At 30.2% G+C, this 19,589-nt stretch carries 17 protein-coding genes; 1 reads left to right on the top strand and 16 read right to left on the bottom strand.

The window, feature by feature from the left end; all coding sequences use genetic code 11:
- Nucleotides 1-89: 89 nt before the first annotated feature.
- The 6 genes from ACWYN7_RS09670 to ACWYN7_RS09695 all read right to left on the bottom strand — a co-directional run bounded on the left by ACWYN7_RS09670 (nt 90) and on the right by ACWYN7_RS09695 (nt 5,005).
- Nucleotides 90-1,046, bottom strand: a complete 957-nt coding sequence (locus ACWYN7_RS09670) for a hypothetical protein (protein WP_462859718.1) — start codon at nt 1,044-1,046, stop codon at nt 90-92.
- A gap of 167 nt (nt 1,047-1,213) precedes the next feature.
- Nucleotides 1,214-1,672, bottom strand: a complete 459-nt coding sequence (locus tag ACWYN7_RS09675; protein ID WP_462859719.1) for a hypothetical protein — start codon at nt 1,670-1,672, stop codon at nt 1,214-1,216.
- A gap of 273 nt (nt 1,673-1,945) precedes the next feature.
- Complete coding sequence (locus ACWYN7_RS09680) at nt 1,946-2,788, bottom strand: NgoPII family restriction endonuclease (protein WP_462859720.1); 843 nt, start codon at nt 2,786-2,788, stop codon at nt 1,946-1,948.
- Nucleotides 2,785-3,834: a DNA cytosine methyltransferase gene (locus ACWYN7_RS09685; RefSeq protein WP_462859721.1), complete on the bottom strand. Its 1,050-nt coding sequence runs from the start codon at nt 3,832-3,834 to the stop codon at nt 2,785-2,787. Before ACWYN7_RS09685 ends, ACWYN7_RS09680 begins: the two co-directional genes overlap by 4 nt.
- Before the next feature lie 3 nt (nt 3,835-3,837).
- Complete coding sequence (locus tag ACWYN7_RS09690) at nt 3,838-4,158, bottom strand: helix-turn-helix domain-containing protein (protein WP_462859722.1); 321 nt, start codon at nt 4,156-4,158, stop codon at nt 3,838-3,840.
- Between the two features lie 286 nt (nt 4,159-4,444).
- A complete protein-coding gene (locus tag ACWYN7_RS09695; protein WP_462859723.1) occupies nt 4,445-5,005 on the bottom strand; it encodes a DUF6624 domain-containing protein in 561 nt (186 codons plus the stop codon).
- A 179-nt stretch (nt 5,006-5,184) separates the two neighbouring features.
- Here ACWYN7_RS09695 and ACWYN7_RS09700 point away from each other — a divergent pair, with 179 nt between their 5' ends.
- The gene (locus ACWYN7_RS09700; protein ID WP_462859724.1) at nt 5,185-5,412 is read left to right on the top strand and encodes a hypothetical protein; all 228 of its coding nucleotides are present in this window, start codon (nt 5,185-5,187) and stop codon (nt 5,410-5,412) included.
- Here ACWYN7_RS09700 and ACWYN7_RS09705 read toward each other — a convergent pair.
- From ACWYN7_RS09705 to ACWYN7_RS09750, 10 genes are all read right to left on the bottom strand, one after another.
- A complete protein-coding gene (locus tag ACWYN7_RS09705) occupies nt 5,396-5,896 on the bottom strand; it encodes a hypothetical protein (protein WP_462859725.1) in 501 nt (166 codons plus the stop codon). The genes ACWYN7_RS09700 and ACWYN7_RS09705 overlap by 17 nt on opposite strands.
- Before the next feature lie 306 nt (nt 5,897-6,202).
- On the bottom strand, nt 6,203-6,862 hold the full coding sequence (locus ACWYN7_RS09710; RefSeq protein WP_462859726.1) for a PQLLE family protein: 660 nt from the start codon (nt 6,860-6,862) through the stop codon (nt 6,203-6,205).
- Between the two features lie 290 nt (nt 6,863-7,152).
- Complete coding sequence (locus ACWYN7_RS09715; RefSeq protein ID WP_462859727.1) at nt 7,153-8,016, bottom strand: DUF3800 domain-containing protein; 864 nt, start codon at nt 8,014-8,016, stop codon at nt 7,153-7,155.
- 3 nt (nt 8,017-8,019) lie between these two features.
- A complete protein-coding gene (locus ACWYN7_RS09720; protein ID WP_462859728.1) occupies nt 8,020-11,088 on the bottom strand; it encodes an Eco57I restriction-modification methylase domain-containing protein in 3,069 nt (1,022 codons plus the stop codon).
- 273 nt (nt 11,089-11,361) lie between these two features.
- On the bottom strand, nt 11,362-11,880 hold the full coding sequence (locus ACWYN7_RS09725; protein WP_462859729.1) for a hypothetical protein: 519 nt from the start codon (nt 11,878-11,880) through the stop codon (nt 11,362-11,364).
- A gap of 122 nt (nt 11,881-12,002) precedes the next feature.
- The gene (xerA, locus tag ACWYN7_RS09730) at nt 12,003-13,121 is read right to left on the bottom strand and encodes a site-specific tyrosine recombinase/integron integrase (protein WP_462859730.1); all 1,119 of its coding nucleotides are present in this window, start codon (nt 13,119-13,121) and stop codon (nt 12,003-12,005) included.
- Nucleotides 13,122-13,621: 500 nt separating this feature from the next.
- Nucleotides 13,622-15,826, bottom strand: coding sequence for a M1 family metallopeptidase (locus ACWYN7_RS09735; RefSeq protein ID WP_462859731.1), 2,205 nt, complete (start codon nt 15,824-15,826; stop codon nt 13,622-13,624).
- Between the two features lie 167 nt (nt 15,827-15,993).
- Nucleotides 15,994-18,105, bottom strand: coding sequence for a M1 family metallopeptidase (locus tag ACWYN7_RS09740; protein ID WP_462859732.1), 2,112 nt, complete (start codon nt 18,103-18,105; stop codon nt 15,994-15,996).
- 15 nt (nt 18,106-18,120) lie between these two features.
- The gene (locus ACWYN7_RS09745; RefSeq protein WP_462859733.1) at nt 18,121-18,618 is read right to left on the bottom strand and encodes a DUF6702 family protein; all 498 of its coding nucleotides are present in this window, start codon (nt 18,616-18,618) and stop codon (nt 18,121-18,123) included.
- Between the two features lie 119 nt (nt 18,619-18,737).
- Nucleotides 18,738-19,544, bottom strand: coding sequence for a hypothetical protein (locus ACWYN7_RS09750; RefSeq protein WP_462859734.1), 807 nt, complete (start codon nt 19,542-19,544; stop codon nt 18,738-18,740).
- Nucleotides 19,545-19,589: the final 45 nt, after the last annotated feature.

Below are 19,589 nucleotides of genomic sequence, written 5' to 3' on the forward strand. Positions count from 1 at the left end.
CAAATAAAAACCGAATAGAAAATCCGCGAGGATTTTCGTAAGTAGGCTAGAACTAGCAATAAATTATATACGGTGTTGCCACACGTTTTTTATTTCCAATATTTTATTTCTCTCGACTCAACGTAAATCGGTATGAACTTGTCCGAATTCGCAAAATGTTCTTTCATTGAAACAGTCCGTTTTATCCAATTCCCAAATTTGTCAAATTCGTAGTCATATTCTAATTCTCGATTTAATTCCGAGTTTTCATAGATTTTTACATTGACAGGATTAAATAGTCTGTCGTATTCGGTTATTCTGTCCAAGTGTTTTTTTAAATCTGCCGAAACTGTGTATTCAGTTTGCTTTAAAATTCGATTGTCTTTCCATTCTGTTTCGGTCAAATATTCAATCCATTCCGTTTTTGTTGAACTTTCCAAAAGGTTTCCATTGTTATCGTATTTGTAATGAAACTCTTGACTTGGATTTTGTTCATCTCTCTCAAATTGGATTTCTGAAGTTAGTTTATCTTTTTCAAATTGATATATGTGTTTGATAGTAGTTGTATCTCCTTTTTTAATTGCAACTTGTTTTGTTACAAAATCTTTTTTGTCATAAAAAACTGTGATTTGCTGCTTTAAGCTGTCATTTATAATTAAAGTTCTTACGCTGTTTTTGTTGACTGTATCATTTTTTACAGTCATAATGTAATTCAATTCAGCTGGTTTGTTTGTGGATATTGACTTTATTAAAAAATTGTTGTTATCATATTCGTAAACGTCTTTTTGAATTAGTTCTCCAAAATTATCATAGCTTTCGATTTCCTTAATTTCTCCGAAATCGGTGAACTTTTGAGTTAAATTTAAAATTGGCTTTCCAAACTTGTTTTCTCCTTGAGAGTTGGCTTTGAGTAGTTTCAGCTCCTTAATATTTCCATAAAGGTTGTTTGATTCCCAAGCGTTTTTAAATTCCGTGAAAGTCGGTTTTAGGTTAGTATTCAATTCCGTCTTTTCTTTGCAGTTTTGCAAGAAAAATGATATTAAAATCAGAAGGTAAATTTTTCTCAATATTCTTTTTTTAAATGTGTGGCAACGTTGTTGTACAAGGTTAGTTGCGTTGGTTTAGCAATAAAGTTAATAAATAATTACTGACAAAGAAAATCCGCGAGGATTTTCGTAAGTAAGCAAAAAGTAAGCAATTAATTTTGTACGGTGTTGTGCAACGTAATTTTTGTTTAATTTTCAATTCCTAATTTTTCGTATCTGTTATTCATTCGTTTTATAAATTCAGAATAGTACTTTTTTTCCGTTATTTCTCCATTAACTAAATTTTCCAGAGTCTTAAAATTTTCCATCTTATAATAAGTTCTCTTATTTACGTTGTTTATTCCCAAGTCAAAACTGTTTTTTGTTTTCTTTAGAATATTTCCAACAAAATTAGAGTCCGCTTTTGATTCAAAAAATAATGAATCATTTTTCAAAATCATTTTTCGTGGAAACATTCTCAACATATATTCAGAACAAATATGAACAGTGTCATTTTTTATAAAAATTTCAGCATAATCAATCGTACTATTTTCAAGTTTTTCAGAACTACTTGAATACCAATTCCCAGAAATATTCCTTTTTTCCTTTATTCCATTACAACTTAAAAGTAAAATAATGATTAATGAAAGAGTCAGTTTTTTAGTCATTCGTTATTTTTCGCCTTATGTTGCACAACGTTTTTGTGTATATATCAGTTGCGTGGTTTATTCACTAAATTTAGCAAATAATTACTAGATGGAAAATCAGCGAGAATTTTCCCAAGTAGGCTAGAAGCTAGCAATTGAATATACACGTTGTTGTGTTTTCGTACTTTCTTTTCCGTTCAGTTTGTAGCGTTGGCAAAGACATACTCTTTTGCAATTTTTGGCTTGTGTGTTGGCTGAAGCGAATTGCAAATGTGTATGGCTTTTAGCGTTGGCTTACACACATAATTTTATCAGTTTACAATCCATTAATTTTGCAGGATTATTCGGGTCTTTTATTTTTTTATTCTCAAAACTAAAACCATTTTTAGTAATTCCTTCAAGTTTATTTTTGCTTTCATTCGGAAAGCTATTATATTTCTTTACTGGAATTATGCAAACTAATTCAAAGTCTTTGTCAGTTGGTTCGTGTAAATAATTGAATACTTTTCTTGGGTTTTCAATTTGCCACATTCCTCTAATTCTCAAGTTTGTTATTCCTAATGGGTCAACTTGATTTACTCTTCCTAATTCTTTTGTATCTGCGAAAACTACATCTGGAATTGTTTTTATTCCGTCTGAAATGGTTGTCTTTATTCTTTGGTAAGTTTCGTGTTTAGCTGCATAAGAATTACCATAAACCATCCACAAAGATTTTACACTTGTGTCTGTTGTATGACCAACGCAATAAATCAAATCTTTAACAGTCCAATCTTCACATTCTTTACATTCCTTTGTAATCATTGGACTTGTGTGTCTTAAATCAGTTTTTGGGTAACTACTGTTTAAAGCTAAACTTGTATTTGCACTTTGAGTTTTTTTAACCTCAATTGCATCTCCACCTTTTATCATAATATCTGGTGGATTGTTTTGAGAACCTAACCAAGAAAATTCTTTGTTAAAAGTTTTCATTCTCTCTAATTCATCAGTTACTCCAAATGTTCCAGCAAAAGCATCTTTGACAAATTTTTCAAGAGCTTCTCCCATATTATTAGCTCTATTTCTTCCATTATATAAATTTTTGATTTCGAAGTTTTGATGATTTACGATATTGTAAATCGCTTCTAATATATTTGTCATACTGCAATTGCTTCTTTTACTTTTTGAGTTTGTTTGACTTTTTTGGTCTTGATTTTATTAGCTTTAATTTGTTGCATAATGCTATTTGCCAAAAACTTTGCTAAATTAACTGGAACAGCATTACCAATCATTTTGTAACCTGCTGCGACTTTTTTATAATGAAAAATAAAGTCATTTGGAAAAGTTTGAATTCTTGCACATTCTCTTACACTTAATCTTCTGTACAAATGTTCTTTTCCAGGAACAAAAATCCTTTTATTCTTTTCTATAAATTTCATTTTTGGGGCTTGTGGATGAATAGGTGCGTGTCTTCCACCTGCTTGAATTGTAAATGATTGTTCATCCCAACTTCTTACTCTGTTTCTTGACATAAAAATTGTAGAAAAACTTCCAATCATATATTCGTGATTTGGAACTACACAATTGTCTCCATTGGTATTGTTGTATTCTAAAGCCGGTAAAACACCTTCTTGCAAATCAGATATAACATCTTCAAGCGGTATTTTTGGAAAAGTTTCAGTTGGGAATTGATATTTAAAATTCAAGTCTTTTCTAATTCCAATAAAGAAAACTCTTTTTCGGTCTTGTGGAACATTATAATCAGATGCGTTAAGCATTTGAAAAGAAAGTTCATATCCTATTCCCGCGTTTCTAAAAAGTTCTTTAATTCCTTCTAAAGCTTCTGTGTGTTTAGAAATCAACATTCCACTAACATTTTCTGCTAAAAAGAATTTAGGTTGTTTAGCTTCTAATATTCTTATAAAGTCATAAAATAACTGACCTCTCTTATCTTTAATTCCTCTTGCTGCTCCAGCTTCACTCCAACTTTGGCAAGGTGGACCTCCAATTATTCCATCGCATTCTGGAACTTCATCAGCTGGTATATTTACAATACTTCTTTTGTCAAGTATCGTGTTTGGGTGATTTTTTTCATAAGTTTCCCAAATTTCTTTGTCATATTCGTTTGCCCAAATAACATTAAAACCAGCTTGCTGAAAGCCTAAATCAAGTCCGCCAGCTCCTGCGAAGAAAGATACTATTTTCATATTTTATTGTGTTTGAAGTGATTTATTAAGTGTTCTGCGATATTCTGCTTTTTCCTCTGCAACTTGCAAAAGTTGTTTTGTACAATTTGTTTCGTAAATATGTTTTCCAATTTGGTCTGTTACATATTCATTTCGTAATTCCGTAAGATTGAGTTTAAAAATTTTAGCAAGTTTTGGTAATCTCTTTTCATCAAAATCACGTTTCCCGTTCTCAATTTTGCTCAAGTTCGCAGAGTCCAAGTTCAATTTTGCTGCAAGTTGAGTTAAGGTCAATTCGTTTTTGTTTCGTAAAAGTCGGATGTATTCTCCAAAAGTGGTTTTCATAAGACTTGTCATTTTTTGACAAATCTAAATATTTTATTTGGAATATTCAATTCAAGCGTTGGGAAATTTTAGCTCTTTTGGTTTTTTTAGCGTTGGAATTAAGCGTTGGCAAAAACCAAAAGTGCTAAAATATGCGGCTGGGTCAGTATGAAACACAACGTGTTTGTACAAGGTTAGTTGCGTGGTTTAAGCACTAAATTTACTAAATAAATACTGACAAAGAAAATCCGCGAGGATTTTCGTAAGTAAGCTAAAAACAAGCAATTAATTTTGTACGGTGTTGGGCTTAGTTAATTTCTTCTTTATTCAATCTTTTTACTTTCTCTCGTTGCCATTCTAAAGTTTCAACGCCAAATTCAATGCGTTCGTCATCAGAGACTTTTGTTGTGTCAATTTCCCCTAATCTCCAAGGTTTATCAATTCCATGTTTCTGATATTGTGTTCCGTAAATTTGAGGTTTACCAATACTTAATAAATACCTATCTGTAATTGCAGCAAACAACCATTTGTTTCTGGTCGAATCCAATTCGATAGACTTTTTCATGAAATTAAGTGCTTTTAAATAGTCAGTTGAATCTCTTCCATGCTGAAAAATCAATGCAGCATTGTAAAAGTCATTTGAGGTTTTGAGTTTTTTTTCACTTTCTAAAACTTTTACTTTTTCTCTCCTTAAACTATCCTTTACATAAATTAACTTAGGATCTAATTCAAAGTTCTTTCTTTCATTTTGATCAGCATCAGTCAATTCAATTAATTCGACATTATCCATAGTAATCTCTTTTTCCCTTTCTTTACAAGAAATTAGAGTTAGAAATGCTAATATTAATATGTAATTCGTCTTTTTCATAATTAAGCCCAACGTTTGTGTGTATGCTTTGTTGCGTGGTTAAGCAATAAAGTTAATAAATAAAAACTAACCAAGAAAATCCGCGAGGATTTTCGTAAGTAAGCTATTTACAAGCAATAAAATATACACGTTGTTGTAAAAAGTTTTTTTTCAGATTATTAATTTTAAAATCAAATATTATGTTACAAAATTCAACAATTTTCATTGCAGAAAAATTAATTCAACAAATAGATGAAGAAAGTCCACAATCTGCAATGTGGTTAATTTCTTCAATTAACAGATTTTTAAAAGAAAATCCTAATATGTCTCTTTTAGAATTCAAAAGAAGAATTAGTGTTTTAATTCCGGAAACCAATAATTCCTTCAATGAAATTATGGAAACGAAAGGTCTTAAAACAATAAATTAGGGTCTTTGTATTTGTAAAAACCAAAACCCTGTTTATTCAGAATTTCCTTATGTCTATCATCAGGTGAAACAATTAAATAAATAGTGTGTCTATCATTTTCCCACTGATAAGATTGGTAAGCTCTCATTTGTCTTATTAATTCTCCTAAACTTGGAATTTGTGTTTTTACCTCAATAAAAACAGTCTTTGTATAATCCTCATATTCTTCTGAATCAAAAAAAAGAAATTTACCTTGAATACGAACCATAAGATCGATATAACCAACAATACTTTTATAATTTCCATTTATATACATTACTTGATGTTCCCATTTGTTAAGAACAATTCTGTAAGGATGTGGGTTGTCTTTCATAATAAGTTCTTTTACAACTTTTTCAATATTGTTATAAGTCCAAGTTTGAATTATGTCGTGTTTAGAATCTTTCTTATCTTTTTCCGAAAAACCCAATTTTTCAAGATGAGTTTTGGCTTTTATTCTTCCCATATTTATTTTATTAAGTATGTTTTTAAGAGTCGAGTGAGCAATTTTTTACAACGTGTTTGTGTATTGAAAGTTGCGTTGTTTAAGCAATAAAGTTACTAAATAAAACATGAACCAAGAAAATCCGAGAGGATTTTCCCAAGTTGGCTATAAGTTAGCAATTTTTAATACACGGTGTTGTACACTGGCTTTTTTCCTTTTGTTAATAGTTCTATATTTTCCGACTTTACGAATGTGGTAAGCTCTTTGGTAAACTTTTGGCAGAGTGGGGCTGTGGCGAGTTTACCAATGTGCTTACGTTTAAAACTCCTAACTTCTTACAAACTTTCCGATTGATTCTAAAAGTTGTGGGTTGTCTTCCAAAGCGATCTTTGCAACCGCATAAAATTCACTCATCCAGTCGTCTATTTCCGCAAATGCTTTATCTTTCGCTTTTGTTGCATCTTGACTTTCTCCCTTTTCACGCAAATAGTTTGCTCTTGCTTCTTCTAAATTAGATATTAACGTAATTGTTCCGTTTATTTCTTCTGCTGTTATCTTTAGTCTTACAAGTTTGCTTTGTATGGTTGTGTCTGCTGAGGCTACTGCATAAAATTTCTTAACAGTTTCTAACCATTTAATATAAGCTGATGGTAAACTACCTGTTAATGCTAATCTGCTTAATGTTGTTGGCTCTTTCCTAAAAATAACTTTCGCCTTTTTTCTGTGTAGCGAATATGTTTTTGCTAAATTTTCTTTTAAAGAAGTAAAGTTACTGTATGATTCTGTGGTTTCGTCGTCTTCTTTTTTATTGAAGTCAAAGGCTTCTCGTGTTTTTGTTAATAAGGTCTTTCCTTCTGTTAACAAGGTTTCGTCATAGCCAAATTCTGCCATAATAGTGGCTATTTCTGTTTGACTTTCTGTGTTTTCGAGTGCTACTCTGTACTGTTCTAGCGTTTCTACTTCTGATAATGTTCTTTTTGTTGCCATTTTGCAATTTTTTTTAATTAATATTCTGTTTATTGCTATTTCCTTACGGATGTTTGCCTATTCCTTATAAAACTTGGTGCATTCCTTACAGTTCTTTTTCTTTTCCTTATGGCTTTTGGTCTGCTCCTTGAAGTTTTTTTTGTATTCCTTAATTGTATTCTTATACTCCTTATGGTTTGTTGTGCCTAATTTACTGTTTTTTGTATCATATCTTAAGGTTTTTAGACTTTATTTTATAGTTCATATATGTATTGTTATACTATGCCATAACTTATATACCAGATTTTTAATTAATTAAATTTTTTTCTGCTTTTAGAACTTAATTTAGTTGGTGCTTTATCATATTCTGATTTGGGTGTATAGTGCCAGATCCAAATATTATTTTTTTTATTAAATGTTTGAAAGTATTGAGCTTTACTAAAATTAATGCCTAATTCATATTTAGAACATTTACTTTTAAAGTGTTGCATTAATTTTAGCTTTGGTTTAAGATTTGAAGTTATTTTAATCTTATCTGAAAATAGTGATAATTGATTTTCATTATTTAGAGCAATAAATTCTGTACTTTTTTCTCTTGAATTTCTAATTATACCAGCAAATAAATCTGCGAGTTGTATATTATACATCAATTTAGAGTCTTTCTCTAATGTTCTATAAAAATTGGGGAAGTTGAAATTTTTATCTTTTTTAAATAAATTAGGTTCATTATTTATTTTAGTATTTTCAACAAAACGCACAACGTCTTTTTTCCAATCAATAGCTGTAAACTCATCAGGATAAAATGCCCATTTATCAATACTTTTAAAATCTTTAGTTACCTCTTTTAAAACTTTGTAATACATTCGAATTAAGTTTTCATTATCGCAACGATTTTGTACCACGTGTCTTGTATCTTGCTTATCCCATACTATTGTATAAACTTTTATCTTTTTTTTAGCAATATATTTTATACCCACATCTAAGAAAGCTTTTGCATTATTTAAAGCTGATTCTCCTTTTATTTTTTTGAAACTAACTTCAGAAGTTGTTATGTTTTTGAGTTGATGATGTAATGCAACCATATTTTCTCTTGTACTAAATACAGTACAAATACAGCCATATCTATTTGAACTATCAATGCCAGATTCATCACTAAAAATAATTCCCTCATTCATAATTTACGAGTTTTCAACTATTGAAATTTCTTCTTCTGTTAATCCGTACAATTCATAAACCATTTGGTCTATTTTTTTGTCTGTTTTCTCAATTTCTGTTTTTAATTCGCTTGCTCTCTGCTTTTGAGATTTAAAATATTCCATCCATTCTGCTTGTTCTCCCAATGAAATCTTATTGTATTCAGTTTCGTTTTCTTTAGCTGATTTTTTCCTAGATTTTTCTAGTTCTATTAGGAACTCTTTAAATTCTAACAAATGCCAAGAAAGCATTTTATTTGTTATACTTTCTAACTCATATTTTGATTTTATTAGAGAAACAAAACTGTTTGCTAGGTTTTGAAAATTTAGAGATTGTTCTGAAATTAACGTTACCAAATCTTTAGCTTTATCAATAAATATATCATTAGATTTTTTAATCGGAAGTTTTCTAATATCTCCAATCAAAACTTTTGGGAATGTTGTTCTTTTCCCTTTTGGGGAGGTCTTAACAATGAACCAAGATATTAGTCTTGAATTAATTATAGCTAATAAATATTCAGTTGGTAAATTAGACACATTTAGGCAAGAAATAATACCTGGGTCGTGGTATAATAAATCGTTATAAATAGTTGCTGAAATTCTTGGTGGTTTTCCGCCAGTAATTTCTTGAATTAATATTCTATTACCGTTGAAATACTTTGGTTTTCTTGACCTATGAAGCCAATCTCCGTATTTTAAATATTGTTTTTCTGATTTATTTATACAATATCTTGAAATAGCTCGACCTTGAACCCATTCACCCCATTCTTCTCCAGTTTTTGAATTATTGTGATAAACTCTGCTTTTTATTTCCTCTTTTGTAAGATGCTCGGTTGAGTAAGGAACAATACCTTGTGAGACATCTAGTAAATCTGACCCAATTTGAACATTGTGTTTGATTTTTTTAATAATACCTATATCAATAGTCGATTGCCAAACTTGAAACTGTTTATCATCTGATTTTTCCCAAACTTTAATATCGGACTCTTGAATAGTATTATTATTAATTGTTAGCCCTTGCGATTTGTCTTGGGAATGAATGATTTTACATTTTTCAACGATTTTACTTTTGTCTAATACAAAAACTATAGCATTAACGCTTGCATCTTCAAATACTGAATATGAAAAAGTAACAATATTTAATATGCCGAAATTTTTTAAAATAAATTCTCTTAATTTTTGAGCTTGTGGTATGTTAATCCAAGTATCAGGTGTTATATATCCCGAAATCCCATTTTCATTAGATAATGTATTAAGTAACTCGATAAAGAAGAAGTATATTTCAAAATTTCCTTGGAAAGTTTCAAATTCTTTGGATAGAAAATTTTTATCCTCTTGTTCTAAATATGCGCCATAAGGTGGGTTTCCTATAACAACGTCAAATCCACCTTTTGCAAATACTGTAGGAAATTCATTTTGCCAATTAAAGGCTTTATCGCTGGCTACTTCTTCATTGTATATTATTGAATTACCACATTTAATATTGTTGTTTAATGAGGTTAGCTTTCTGCCTTTTTGTGCAGTTCTTAACCAAAGTGAAAGTTTAGCAATTTCAACACTTTCTTCATTGATGTCAACTCCGTAAATATTGTTTTCTAAAATTGCGTTTTCCACTTCGCTCAATACCATTGCATCTCCAAACAATTTGGCTTGCAACTCGTCAATGTATTGATGTTCCGCAATTAGAAATTCCAGCGCTTGGTTTAAAAAAGCACCACTACCACAAGCTGGGTCACAAATGGTAATTTGCAATAACCATTTTCTATAATCTTCTAATTTTTGAGATAACTTTTTTAAGGTTGCTTTTTTTCGTCCTTTTCGTTCTTTTTCGTATTCGGCTTCTTGTATGTCTAGTTCTATTTTCTTTTCCTCACAAAGTTTACCAACTGTATTATCTACAATGTATTTGGTAATATATTTTGGTGTGTAAAAAACTCCGTCTTTTTTACGTTTGGTTTTACTTTGTTCAGATGCAACTCCTTGAATTTCTGCTTGAATTTCGTCAATGTCGTTTAGGGAATGTTCAAAGATGTGTCCGAGAATGTTTACGCTTACTTCACTCTCAAAATCGTAGTTACTTAAATTAAGGGTGTGTTTATACAATAAATCGTCATTGATTTTAATATTGTCTAAAATCTCGTCAGGTGCAAAAAGACCACCATTGTAGGCAAAAATATCGTGTTGTTGACCTTTGTGTCCTGTGTTCATATAACCGAAATATTTTTTAAATCGGTCGTATAATGGAAAATAGGCATCATATTTATCACGTAAATCAGTCCATTGGTTTACGATAGAACGAATTGAATTTGGTGGCAATAACAACCTGTCTTCTGCAAAAAAGATGAATAGAAAACGGTCGAGTAATTTCTGCGTTTTTTTGAATAGTGTTAATTTATCGTATTCAGGATTTTCTTTTTGAATGGCATCAAAAATCTCATTTCTAAATGAAGCGTAATCTTTGTATAATTTTTTGGTAACGTTTTCTTCTTGTGTTAAAGATTCGTCTTTTATCTTTTTAGGAATGTCTTTTAACAGATATTCAGATGAAAGACAAAGCCAAAGCATATTAAAACGCTCTTTTGAAAGCTGGAATAAATTAAATTCCTCAAAGTCAACTGCGTTGTCAATGTAAAAACGCAATTTCTCAAAGTTTGAAGTAATGACATAATTACAACCTGGTTGGTTGTTTTTATAGCCAAATGCTTGGGTTTCTACTTTGCTTAAATCGGTTGTGTTAGTTCCTTTCAGTTCAATTACTGCAAGTGCTTTTTCGCCTTTTAAAATTGCTCCATCCGTTTTTTTTGAGCCTTTTATGTTTTTTAATTCCGTTGTTAGGTTAAAGTCAGGTGTTGGGTTTTTTGTGTAGCCTAAAACATTCACAAAAAGGTCAATTAAGAATTCGCCTTGATATTGTTCCTCTTTCGAGTTTCGAATGTTTTCTTGAATGGTCGGATTATGAAAATGACTTGTAAATGTTTGGTATGCTTTCTCAACTTTTTCAGGCTCTAGTCCTTTCAAATATTTGTTTAACACAGAGTTTTGAAACAGGCTCATATTTTTTCTTTTTTGTCAAATTTAGTGATAATCTGAGCGATGGCAAAAAACAGCTGTTTTGGTTTTTTGTGGCTGGATTTTCGCGAAGGAAAAAACCAAATGTGCTGTTTTGTGCGGCTGGTTTTTGCTTGTGTACAACGTTGTTGTATAAGGTTTGTTGCGTTGGTTTTGCAGTAAAGTTAGTAAATAATTACTGACAAAGAAAGTCCGTGAGGACTTTCGCAAGTAAGCAAAAAGCCAGCAATAAATTTTATACGGTGTTGTACAATGTTTTTATTCACAATTTTTTATTGTATTCCATTCAACAGTAATAATCTTAGTTTCAGAATTGAATTCAAAATCTTTAATTTTTTCTTCACAATTCAGAATTAGATACTCATTCTCCAATTTATTAGTATAAAAATAGCCTAATAATTGCGCATAATGATATACTGGCTGACAACTTTCTCTTTCTTTTTCAGATAGTTGTTTAAATTCGTTAATTTCAATACTTTTAAATATTGGTAATTCAATTTTCCCTAAATTTAACTTTCCTTTTTCATATTCAAGGTTTAAAATCAAAATTTTCAAACCATAAACATTTATAATCAGGTCGTTTTTTTTATTCCCTTTTGGCACTTTTAAACTGAAATAACCGTCAAAATCTGATTCTACTTTTTGTTCAGAATTTTTAAAATAGACTTCAATTCCAGGTGATTCCGATTTGTCGTGAAATAATTGTCCAGAAATTTGAGCGAAAGAGATTCCGCTTAATGCTAAAAATAATATTGATATGTAAAATGTTTTTCTCAAATATTGTACAACTTGTATATACACTCAACTTTTATCAGCCTTTAAAACCAAATTGGCGGGCTATGCTGAGTTTTTGTTGTTTATACTTATCTTTTATTTTTTTAGTTAAAGGTATCATTTTATTATAAATCATCAAACGGATTTTTTATGTTTTTTATGCTTGTTTCTGTTACATGTGTGTAAATCATCGTGGTTTTCGGACTGTTATGTCCTAATAATTCTTGTATATATCTAATGTCCGTACCGTTTTCTAATAAATGTGTTGCAAAACTATGTCGTAAGGTATGTAGCGTAACTCTTTTTTTTATTCCGGCTTTTTTAATGGCTACTTTTAATATGGCTTGAGCACTTGAATTTGTATATTGTGTGCCTTTTTGGCCTTCAAAAAGATATTCTTGGGGTTTGTAGGCCTTGTAATACTCTCTTAATAAACTTAAAAAACTGCTAGACAAAAGTGTGTATCGATCTTTTTTTCCTTTGGCTTGATGAATGTGAATTAACATTCTTTTACTATCAATATCTTTAATTTTTAAATTTAAAGCTTCTCCAATTCTTAATCCTGCAGAATATATCAGTGATAATAAAGTTTTGTGTTTTAAATTTTGTGTATTTTCTAAAATAGATTTTACTTCTACAACACTTAATACTGATGGAAGTTTTTTCTCTTTCTTAGGTCTTTCGATATACATGTTTTCAACTTGCAACCCTTTAAATTCAAAGTATTTTTTTATACCATTAATGCACTGATTTTGATAAGAAACTGATCTATTTTGTTTAAAAATAAATTCGTAATTAAAGGCTTCTATAAGTTTTGTAGAATAATTATGGTTGTTTCTTAATATACTGTATTTTAAAAAAGAAATGGTAACATCTGTATACGTGCTTACAGTGTTTTCGCTCAATCTTTTTTGTTGTAACCATCTTTTGTATTTTTTAATCTCCTCTTTTAAATTATCTGTAAGTTGTGGTAATGTTAAAGAAGTGGCTTCTTTTTGGGTGATTAAAGTTTTATTTTTAGATAAACGGCTATAATCTACATAACAATTTATTTTTCTTAAATGGGTGTAAATTGAATTTACATTTTTACCATTTAATTCTGCATAAAAAGACTTTAAAGTTTTACTCCAAGTAATAAAATGGAGTTGTTTTAAATGATTTTTAATTTCAGAATCATAAGGAAATTGAATTTCAACAATTTCTTTTTCTCGGTGTTTTGATGGTTTTAAAATAATTCTTTTCATAACAAACAGAATGTAAATTTAACAAAATTATCTCACTTAATTAGTATTATATTAAGATTTAATGTAATAGAAACTAGAGGTTTAATAAATATTTACAGCCTTTTTTTTAACAAAATTCAAATATTTAAATTGATCTAGTTTAAAAAAACTAATCAATAAATTTACAATCATTATAAATAAAACTTATTACTAAAGTGGATGCACAATAAACAGGATAAGTATACACTATAAATATATTCTACTTTTTATTTAAAAAAATACTAGTAAAAAAATAAAAAAAAAGTACTATAAAATGTTATAAATACTAGTATTTTTTCTGATTTAATACTGATACTATACCAATAGATTAGTTTTACTTGTGCAGGGGTGTAAGAAGTGCATTTTAATAGTTATAGTATTTCATTTTTTTTAATAGAGCGCTTTAACGTTAAATTTATTTCATAAAAAAAAACCTCGCAATTGCGAGGTTTTTAGGTTCAAATAATAAAAGATATATTTTCTTATCCTTTAACTTTTGCTTTAAACTGATCGAATTTATCAGTTTCTGGTTTTGGCCAGCTATTGTTAGATGTATCTACATCTGCAGTTTCTTCATCCGGATCTACTTTAAAGCTTTTAATTTCTTGTGTAGAAGAGAAAATTCTTTTTACTGTAGCATCATCTTTCATCCAAATTTGTGCAGGGAAAGTTTGTCTTTCTGTAGTACCATCAGCATAGGTTAATTCTACGATTAATGGCATTACTAAACCTCCTGGTTTTTCGAATTCTACTGAATAAATATAAGTTGGTGCAACTTGTCCTTCTTCTAAATATTGATCCATAGCTTTAGGGTTAGCATCTTCTTTTTTATCAGTAATGTATACTAAGTCTCCTAAATTGTCGAAATATTGTTTGTATTGCTCTTTTAATTTGGCAACTCTTTCGCTTGGTTTGTCTGTTAAGTATAATGGCTTAACAGCTTTAATACCTATGTCTGTAACATCTGTAGTATAAAACCATCCTCTAAAAAACCAATCTAAATCCATACCAGATGCATCTTCCATAGATCTAAAGAAATCTTCTGGAGTTGGGTGTTTAAACATCCATCTTTGTGAATAGGTTCTAAAAGCGTGGTCAAATAATTCAGGACCCATAATGGTTTTACGCAACATGTATAAACCAGCAGCTGGCTTAGAATATGCATTTGGTCCGAATTGTTTTACGTAATCTCCTTGAGACATAATAGGAGAGATGTTAGACTGATCTCCACCCATATAACGTGTAATATTTTTTGCAGGATTTGATGCAAATAATTCAGGATCGTAAACATCTTCTGCTAAAATTTCTACAAAAGAGTTTAAACCTTCGTCCATCCATGTCCATTGTCTTTCATCAGAATTTACAATCATAGGAAAAAAGTTGTGTCCCACTTCGTGGATAATAACACCTAACATTCCTTTTTTAGTTCTGTCTGAATACGTTCCATCAGGATTTGGACGACCAAAGTTGAAACAAATCATTGGGTACTCCATACCTTGTCTTTCTGAGTGTACAGAAATTGCTTTTGGATAAGGATACGTAAACGTTAATTTAGAGTATTCTTTTAAAGTAGTTGCTACAGCTCTTGTAGAGTGCTCTTCCCATAAAGGATTCCCTTCTTTAGGATATAATGAAACTGCCATAACAGTTTTACCATTTACATCTGTAGCCATAGCATCCCAAATGTATTTTCTTGATGTAGCAAATGCAAAATCTCTTACTTTATTGGCTTTAAATTTCCAAGTTTTTGTTTTTGTAGAACGCCCTTTTTCAGCTTTTTCAGCCTCTTCTTGTGTTACAATAAGTACTGGCTTATCAAAAGTTTTTCTTGCAGTTTCCCAACGTTTGCGTTGTGTTTTTGTTAACACTTCTTTTTCGTTTTGTAAAACACCAGTTGCATCTACAATATGATCTGCAGGTACTGTTAAATTTACTTCGTAATCTCCAAATTCTAAAGCCCATTCAGAGCGTCCCCAGAATTGCATATTTTGCCATCCTTCTACATTGTTGTACACTGCCAATCTTGGAAAAAATTGTGCAATGGTGTAGTTGTTATTTCCATCAGGAAATGATTCTAAACCAGAACGACCTCCATCTTTATTAATGTCGTTAATTTTATAGTTCCATTTAATGCTAAATTCAAAAGTTTCTCCAGGTGCTAATGCTTTAGGTAAATTAATTCTCATCATTGTTCTGTTGATGAAATGTGATAATGGTTTACCTGCAGTTGTTACTTTTTCTATGTTAAAACCAAAACCTTTGGCTTCTTTTAAATACGTGCTTTTAAAGTTTTCTGGCGTTAAAAAAGCAGAGGCTCCACTCGATTTTGCTAAGGGAGTTTTAGAATCGTCAGCTCTCATATTTTGGTCTAACTGTACCCATAAATATTCTAAATGATCTTTAGAATTGTTGTGGTACGTAATTTTTTCATCACCATAAATTTTATTTGTACTTTCTTCTAAACGAATGTCCATAATATAGTCCACCTTTTGCTGGGTATATTGATGGCCTGGAGCACCAGAAGCTGTATGTTGATCGTTAGGCGTTGCCAAAACATCTTTCATTTGACGAAATTTGTTTTGGTCTGTGTGTCCTTGTTGCGTTTCCTTTTTTTCTTTTTTTTCCTGAGCTATGCTAACAGTACTTATAAAAAATAAAGAAAATACGAATAAAGAGATTTTTTTCATTTGATACGAATTTGATTTAAATTTGGCTAAAATTAACAATTACTATACAAAGAGATAAAGGTTTGTTAAAATTTTAACAAACCTTTATCATAAAAAAAGACAATATGATACCATATTGCCTTTTTTGTTTTATTAATAATAAACGATGTTTTTAAAATAGCTAAAGTTTATCCTTTTATCTGTTTTTTAAACTTATCGAATTTATCTGCTTTTTGTTTTGGAAAAGCGTTGTTAGAAGTATCTACATCTGCAGTTTCTAAATCTGGATCTATCATTATACTTTCTATTTGTTTAGATGATGAAAATACTTTAGTAACTTCTTTATCATTGTATCTCCAAATTTGTGCAGGATACGTTTTTCTTTCTTTTGTACCATCTTTGTAAGTAAATTCTACAATAATTGGCATTACTAATCCTCCTGGTTTTTCGTAAGTAATTTCGTAATGATATTTATTGGCATTGTTAGCAAAACCTAATCCTTCTGTAGTATCTTCTACAAATTCTACGCTTTCTCCAGCTTCTTTAGTTGTGAATTTCTTAACACCTTTAACACCTATATCAGTTACATCTGTAGTGTAAAACCATCCTCTCCAAAACCAATCTAAATCTATACCAGAAGCATCTTCCATAGTTCTAAAGAAATCTGCAGGTGATGGGTGTTTAAACATCCATCTTTGTGAATAGGTTCTAAAAGCATGGTCAAATAATTCTTTACCCATAATGGTTTCTCTTAAAATCCAAAGTGCAGTTGCTGGTTTACCATAGGCATTAGAACCAAAACTATATACGTTATCTCCTTTAGACATAATTGGTGCAATTCTAGATTGATCTCCAGACATGTATTTTACAATATTTTTAGGATAACCTCTTGTAATCGGAAAATTAGGATCGTAATCTAACTCTGCTAACATTTCCATATAAGAGTTTAAACCTTCGTCCATCCATGTCCATTGTCTTTCATCAGAATTTACAATCATAGGAAAAAAGTTGTGTCCCACTTCGTGGATGGTAACTTTAATCATTCTGTATTTCATTCTATCAGAATATCCACCATCTGGTAAATCTGGTCTACCAGGATTGAAACAAATTTGAGGGTATTCCATACCCATTTGTCCATCAACAGAAATGGCTTTGTGGTAAGGATAATCGAAAGTGTATTTAGAATATGTTTTTAAGGTTTGTGCAACTGCTTTTGTAGAATGATCTCCATATAAAGGGTTTGCTTCTTTAGAGTATAATGAATAAGCCATAACAGTTTTACCATTAATATCTACAGCCATAGCATCCCAAATAAATTTTCTTGAAGTTGCAAATGCATAATCACGTACGTTTTCTGCTACAAATTTCCAAGTTTTAGTACCTGATGCTTTTGTTTTTTCAATTTTTTCTGCTTCTTTTTGAGTTCTAATAACAACAACATCATCAAAAGTTTTTCTAGCTTTTGCTAATCTTTTTTGCTCTTGTTTTGTTAAAACTTCGCTTTCGTTTTGTAAAACTCCTGTTGCACCTAACATGTGGTCTTCTGGAACTGTAATGTTTACTGTAAAATCTCCAAACTCTAAAGCGAATTCACTTCTTCCCCAGAATTGGTCATTTTGCCATCCTTCTACATTATCGTATACACACATTCTTGGGTAAAACTGTGCAATTACGTAATTGTTATTGTCATTTTCATCAAAATGCTCGTAACCAGATCTACCACCTTGTGTTCTATGATTGTTAATGTTGTACCACCAAGAAATATTAAATTCAAAAGTAGCACCAGAAGCTAAAGGTTCTGTTAAGTTGATACGCATCATGGTTTGGTTAATGGTATAAGATAAATCGCTACCATCTGTATTGGTAACGCTCATAATGTTAAAACCACCATCGAATTTTTCTTCTGGAAAAGCTCTTTCGTATCTGCCTTTGCTCATTTTTGTTCTAATTCTACTAGGACTAATGTCTGGAGTTTTAGAATCTGCAGCTCTCATGTTTTGGTCTAACTGTACCCATAAATATTCTAAATCGTCTTTAGAATTATTATGATAAGTAATTGTTTCTGAACCTGTAATTTTTGTATTGGCATCATCTAAAGTAATGTCCATTACATAATCTACTTTCTGTTGCGTGTACTCTTTACCAGGTTTACCAGAAGCAGTTCTTTCTAAATTTGGTGTTGGTAATTCTTGTTTTAATTGCTTAAACTTATTTTGATTTGTATGTCCTTGTTTTGTGATTTGGCCATAAGAACTGGCTGCAAATGCAAATGAGAACAATAAGAGTCCAATTTTTTTCATAAATGTTTGTTTGTGTTAATATTTGAGTTGTACTGAATTTTCTTCTTTGGTTAATAATTTACTTTTGCTTTTACCATTTACTTTCGATTTTATTAAGTTTTGTTGTTCATCAAAATGCTTAATTAAAATCTTGTTGGTAACATCAATAGTACTTACTTTTTCTATATTTTCTATTTCTAGGTAAAAAAATACTAAATCGCCATCGTATTCTTTGCCAATATAATTATATTTTTTTGCTATTCCATCTACCTTAAAAAAGAGTTTGTTTTTTAAATATTTTTCAAAATAGACATCGTTGTTTTTTAGTTCTTGTTTTGTGGTAAGTTGTAAATCGATTTTATAATCTTTGTTTAAAGCAGCTTCAATATCATCCATAAAAACATTAATGGTAATTTGTATGGCTTTGGCTTCTGGCTTGTAGTTTATTTGGGTTAAACTCAAATAGTATTTATGACTTGTAAAAGACAAAAGCGGAATGAGTAAAAAGAATAAGAAGTGTTTTTTGATTTTCATAAAAGGATAACTTTGCAATGAATTTGCTGTTTAACGTGTGCGGAAAAGTGTGTTTTTTCTTTAGTGAATTCTTTGATTTTTACTGATTTCAATAGATATTATTCAAGTATTGGGCTAAATTACTCTTTTTTATTGATTTTAAGGTAAGAAATACTTTCTGATCTTAAAATTTTAATAAGTTCTAAAATTTTACCTTCTTTATGTAAATCTTCGATGCCTAAAGGATTGCAATATTCTAAAAAGTGAAAATAGTTTTCTATAGGTATTTTTAACTCATCAAAGAAAAACTGCTCACCTAGTTCTGAGAGAACTTTATACGGAAAGGCTTTTTTTTGAGACAATTTTTTACGCAATGCCCACAATCTTTCAGAATATTTAAAAGGCATTACTACAGCAGCACCTGCACCAGCAAAATTTTTTGTTGGATCTACATTGTTTTCGGGTGGTTTTGCTTTTATATTGGCATCTATTCTTGGGTCTACTTCACTAAAATCGATATTAGAAAAATCTAGAGCACTTCTTAATAACTCATCTTTTTTATTATTGGGTACATCTTTTAAATCTGCATCTAATCTGCCCATTAAATTGTGTCTTTTTAAATCGAACTCGTCTAAATTATAAATGACACCTTTTAAGTAAATGTTGAGTTCTTTTTGATTTATAATATCTTCTGTAATTGCAATTTTTTTAGTTTGATGTTGTACTGAAGAAAAACTCAAAATATCTCCTTCAGACACAAATATGCGATACAAACCTCGATCGCTAGAAAAAGTACCTTGGTTGGTTTTTAGATTTATAATGTTCGCATTTTTAACAATGCCCAAAGAATCTGTAATTTTACCAATAATAATTTTTGGCTTTTTTTGAGAATAAGTAGAGCTACCAAGAGCAATAAAAAGAAAAAATAAAAGTATTTTTTTTATCATACAGAAAACTTTATTCTAAATTAAAACTTTTAAGTTTTATAATGC

The organism is Polaribacter sp. M10 (assembly GCF_054968445.1).

Bases quoted from the DNA above. Each gene is read 5' to 3' on its own strand.
- ACWYN7_RS09675 (WP_462859719.1), bottom strand. From the start codon at position 1,672: ATGACTAAAAAACTGACTCTTTCATTAATCATTATTTTACTTTTAAGT.
- ACWYN7_RS09680 (WP_462859720.1), bottom strand. From the start codon at position 2,788: ATGACAAATATATTAGAAGCGATTTACAATATCGTAAATCATCAAAAC.
- ACWYN7_RS09685 (WP_462859721.1), bottom strand. From the start codon at position 3,834: ATGAAAATAGTATCTTTCTTCGCAGGAGCTGGCGGACTTGATTTAGGC.
- ACWYN7_RS09690 (WP_462859722.1), bottom strand. From the start codon at position 4,158: ATGAAAACCACTTTTGGAGAATACATCCGACTTTTACGAAACAAAAAC.
- ACWYN7_RS09695 (WP_462859723.1), bottom strand. From the start codon at position 5,005: ATGAAAAAGACGAATTACATATTAATATTAGCATTTCTAACTCTAATT.
- ACWYN7_RS09700 (WP_462859724.1), top strand. From the start codon at position 5,185: ATGTTACAAAATTCAACAATTTTCATTGCAGAAAAATTAATTCAACAA.
- ACWYN7_RS09705 (WP_462859725.1), bottom strand. From the start codon at position 5,896: ATGGGAAGAATAAAAGCCAAAACTCATCTTGAAAAATTGGGTTTTTCG.
- ACWYN7_RS09710 (WP_462859726.1), bottom strand. From the start codon at position 6,862: ATGGCAACAAAAAGAACATTATCAGAAGTAGAAACGCTAGAACAGTAC.
- ACWYN7_RS09715 (WP_462859727.1), bottom strand. From the start codon at position 8,016: ATGAATGAGGGAATTATTTTTAGTGATGAATCTGGCATTGATAGTTCA.
- ACWYN7_RS09720 (WP_462859728.1), bottom strand. From the start codon at position 11,088: ATGAGCCTGTTTCAAAACTCTGTGTTAAACAAATATTTGAAAGGACTA.
- xerA (WP_462859730.1), bottom strand. From the start codon at position 13,121: ATGAAAAGAATTATTTTAAAACCATCAAAACACCGAGAAAAAGAAATT.
- ACWYN7_RS09735 (WP_462859731.1), bottom strand. From the start codon at position 15,826: ATGAAAAAAATCTCTTTATTCGTATTTTCTTTATTTTTTATAAGTACT.
- ACWYN7_RS09740 (WP_462859732.1), bottom strand. From the start codon at position 18,105: ATGAAAAAAATTGGACTCTTATTGTTCTCATTTGCATTTGCAGCCAGT.
- ACWYN7_RS09745 (WP_462859733.1), bottom strand. From the start codon at position 18,618: ATGAAAATCAAAAAACACTTCTTATTCTTTTTACTCATTCCGCTTTTG.
- ACWYN7_RS09750 (WP_462859734.1), bottom strand. From the start codon at position 19,544: ATGATAAAAAAAATACTTTTATTTTTTCTTTTTATTGCTCTTGGTAGC.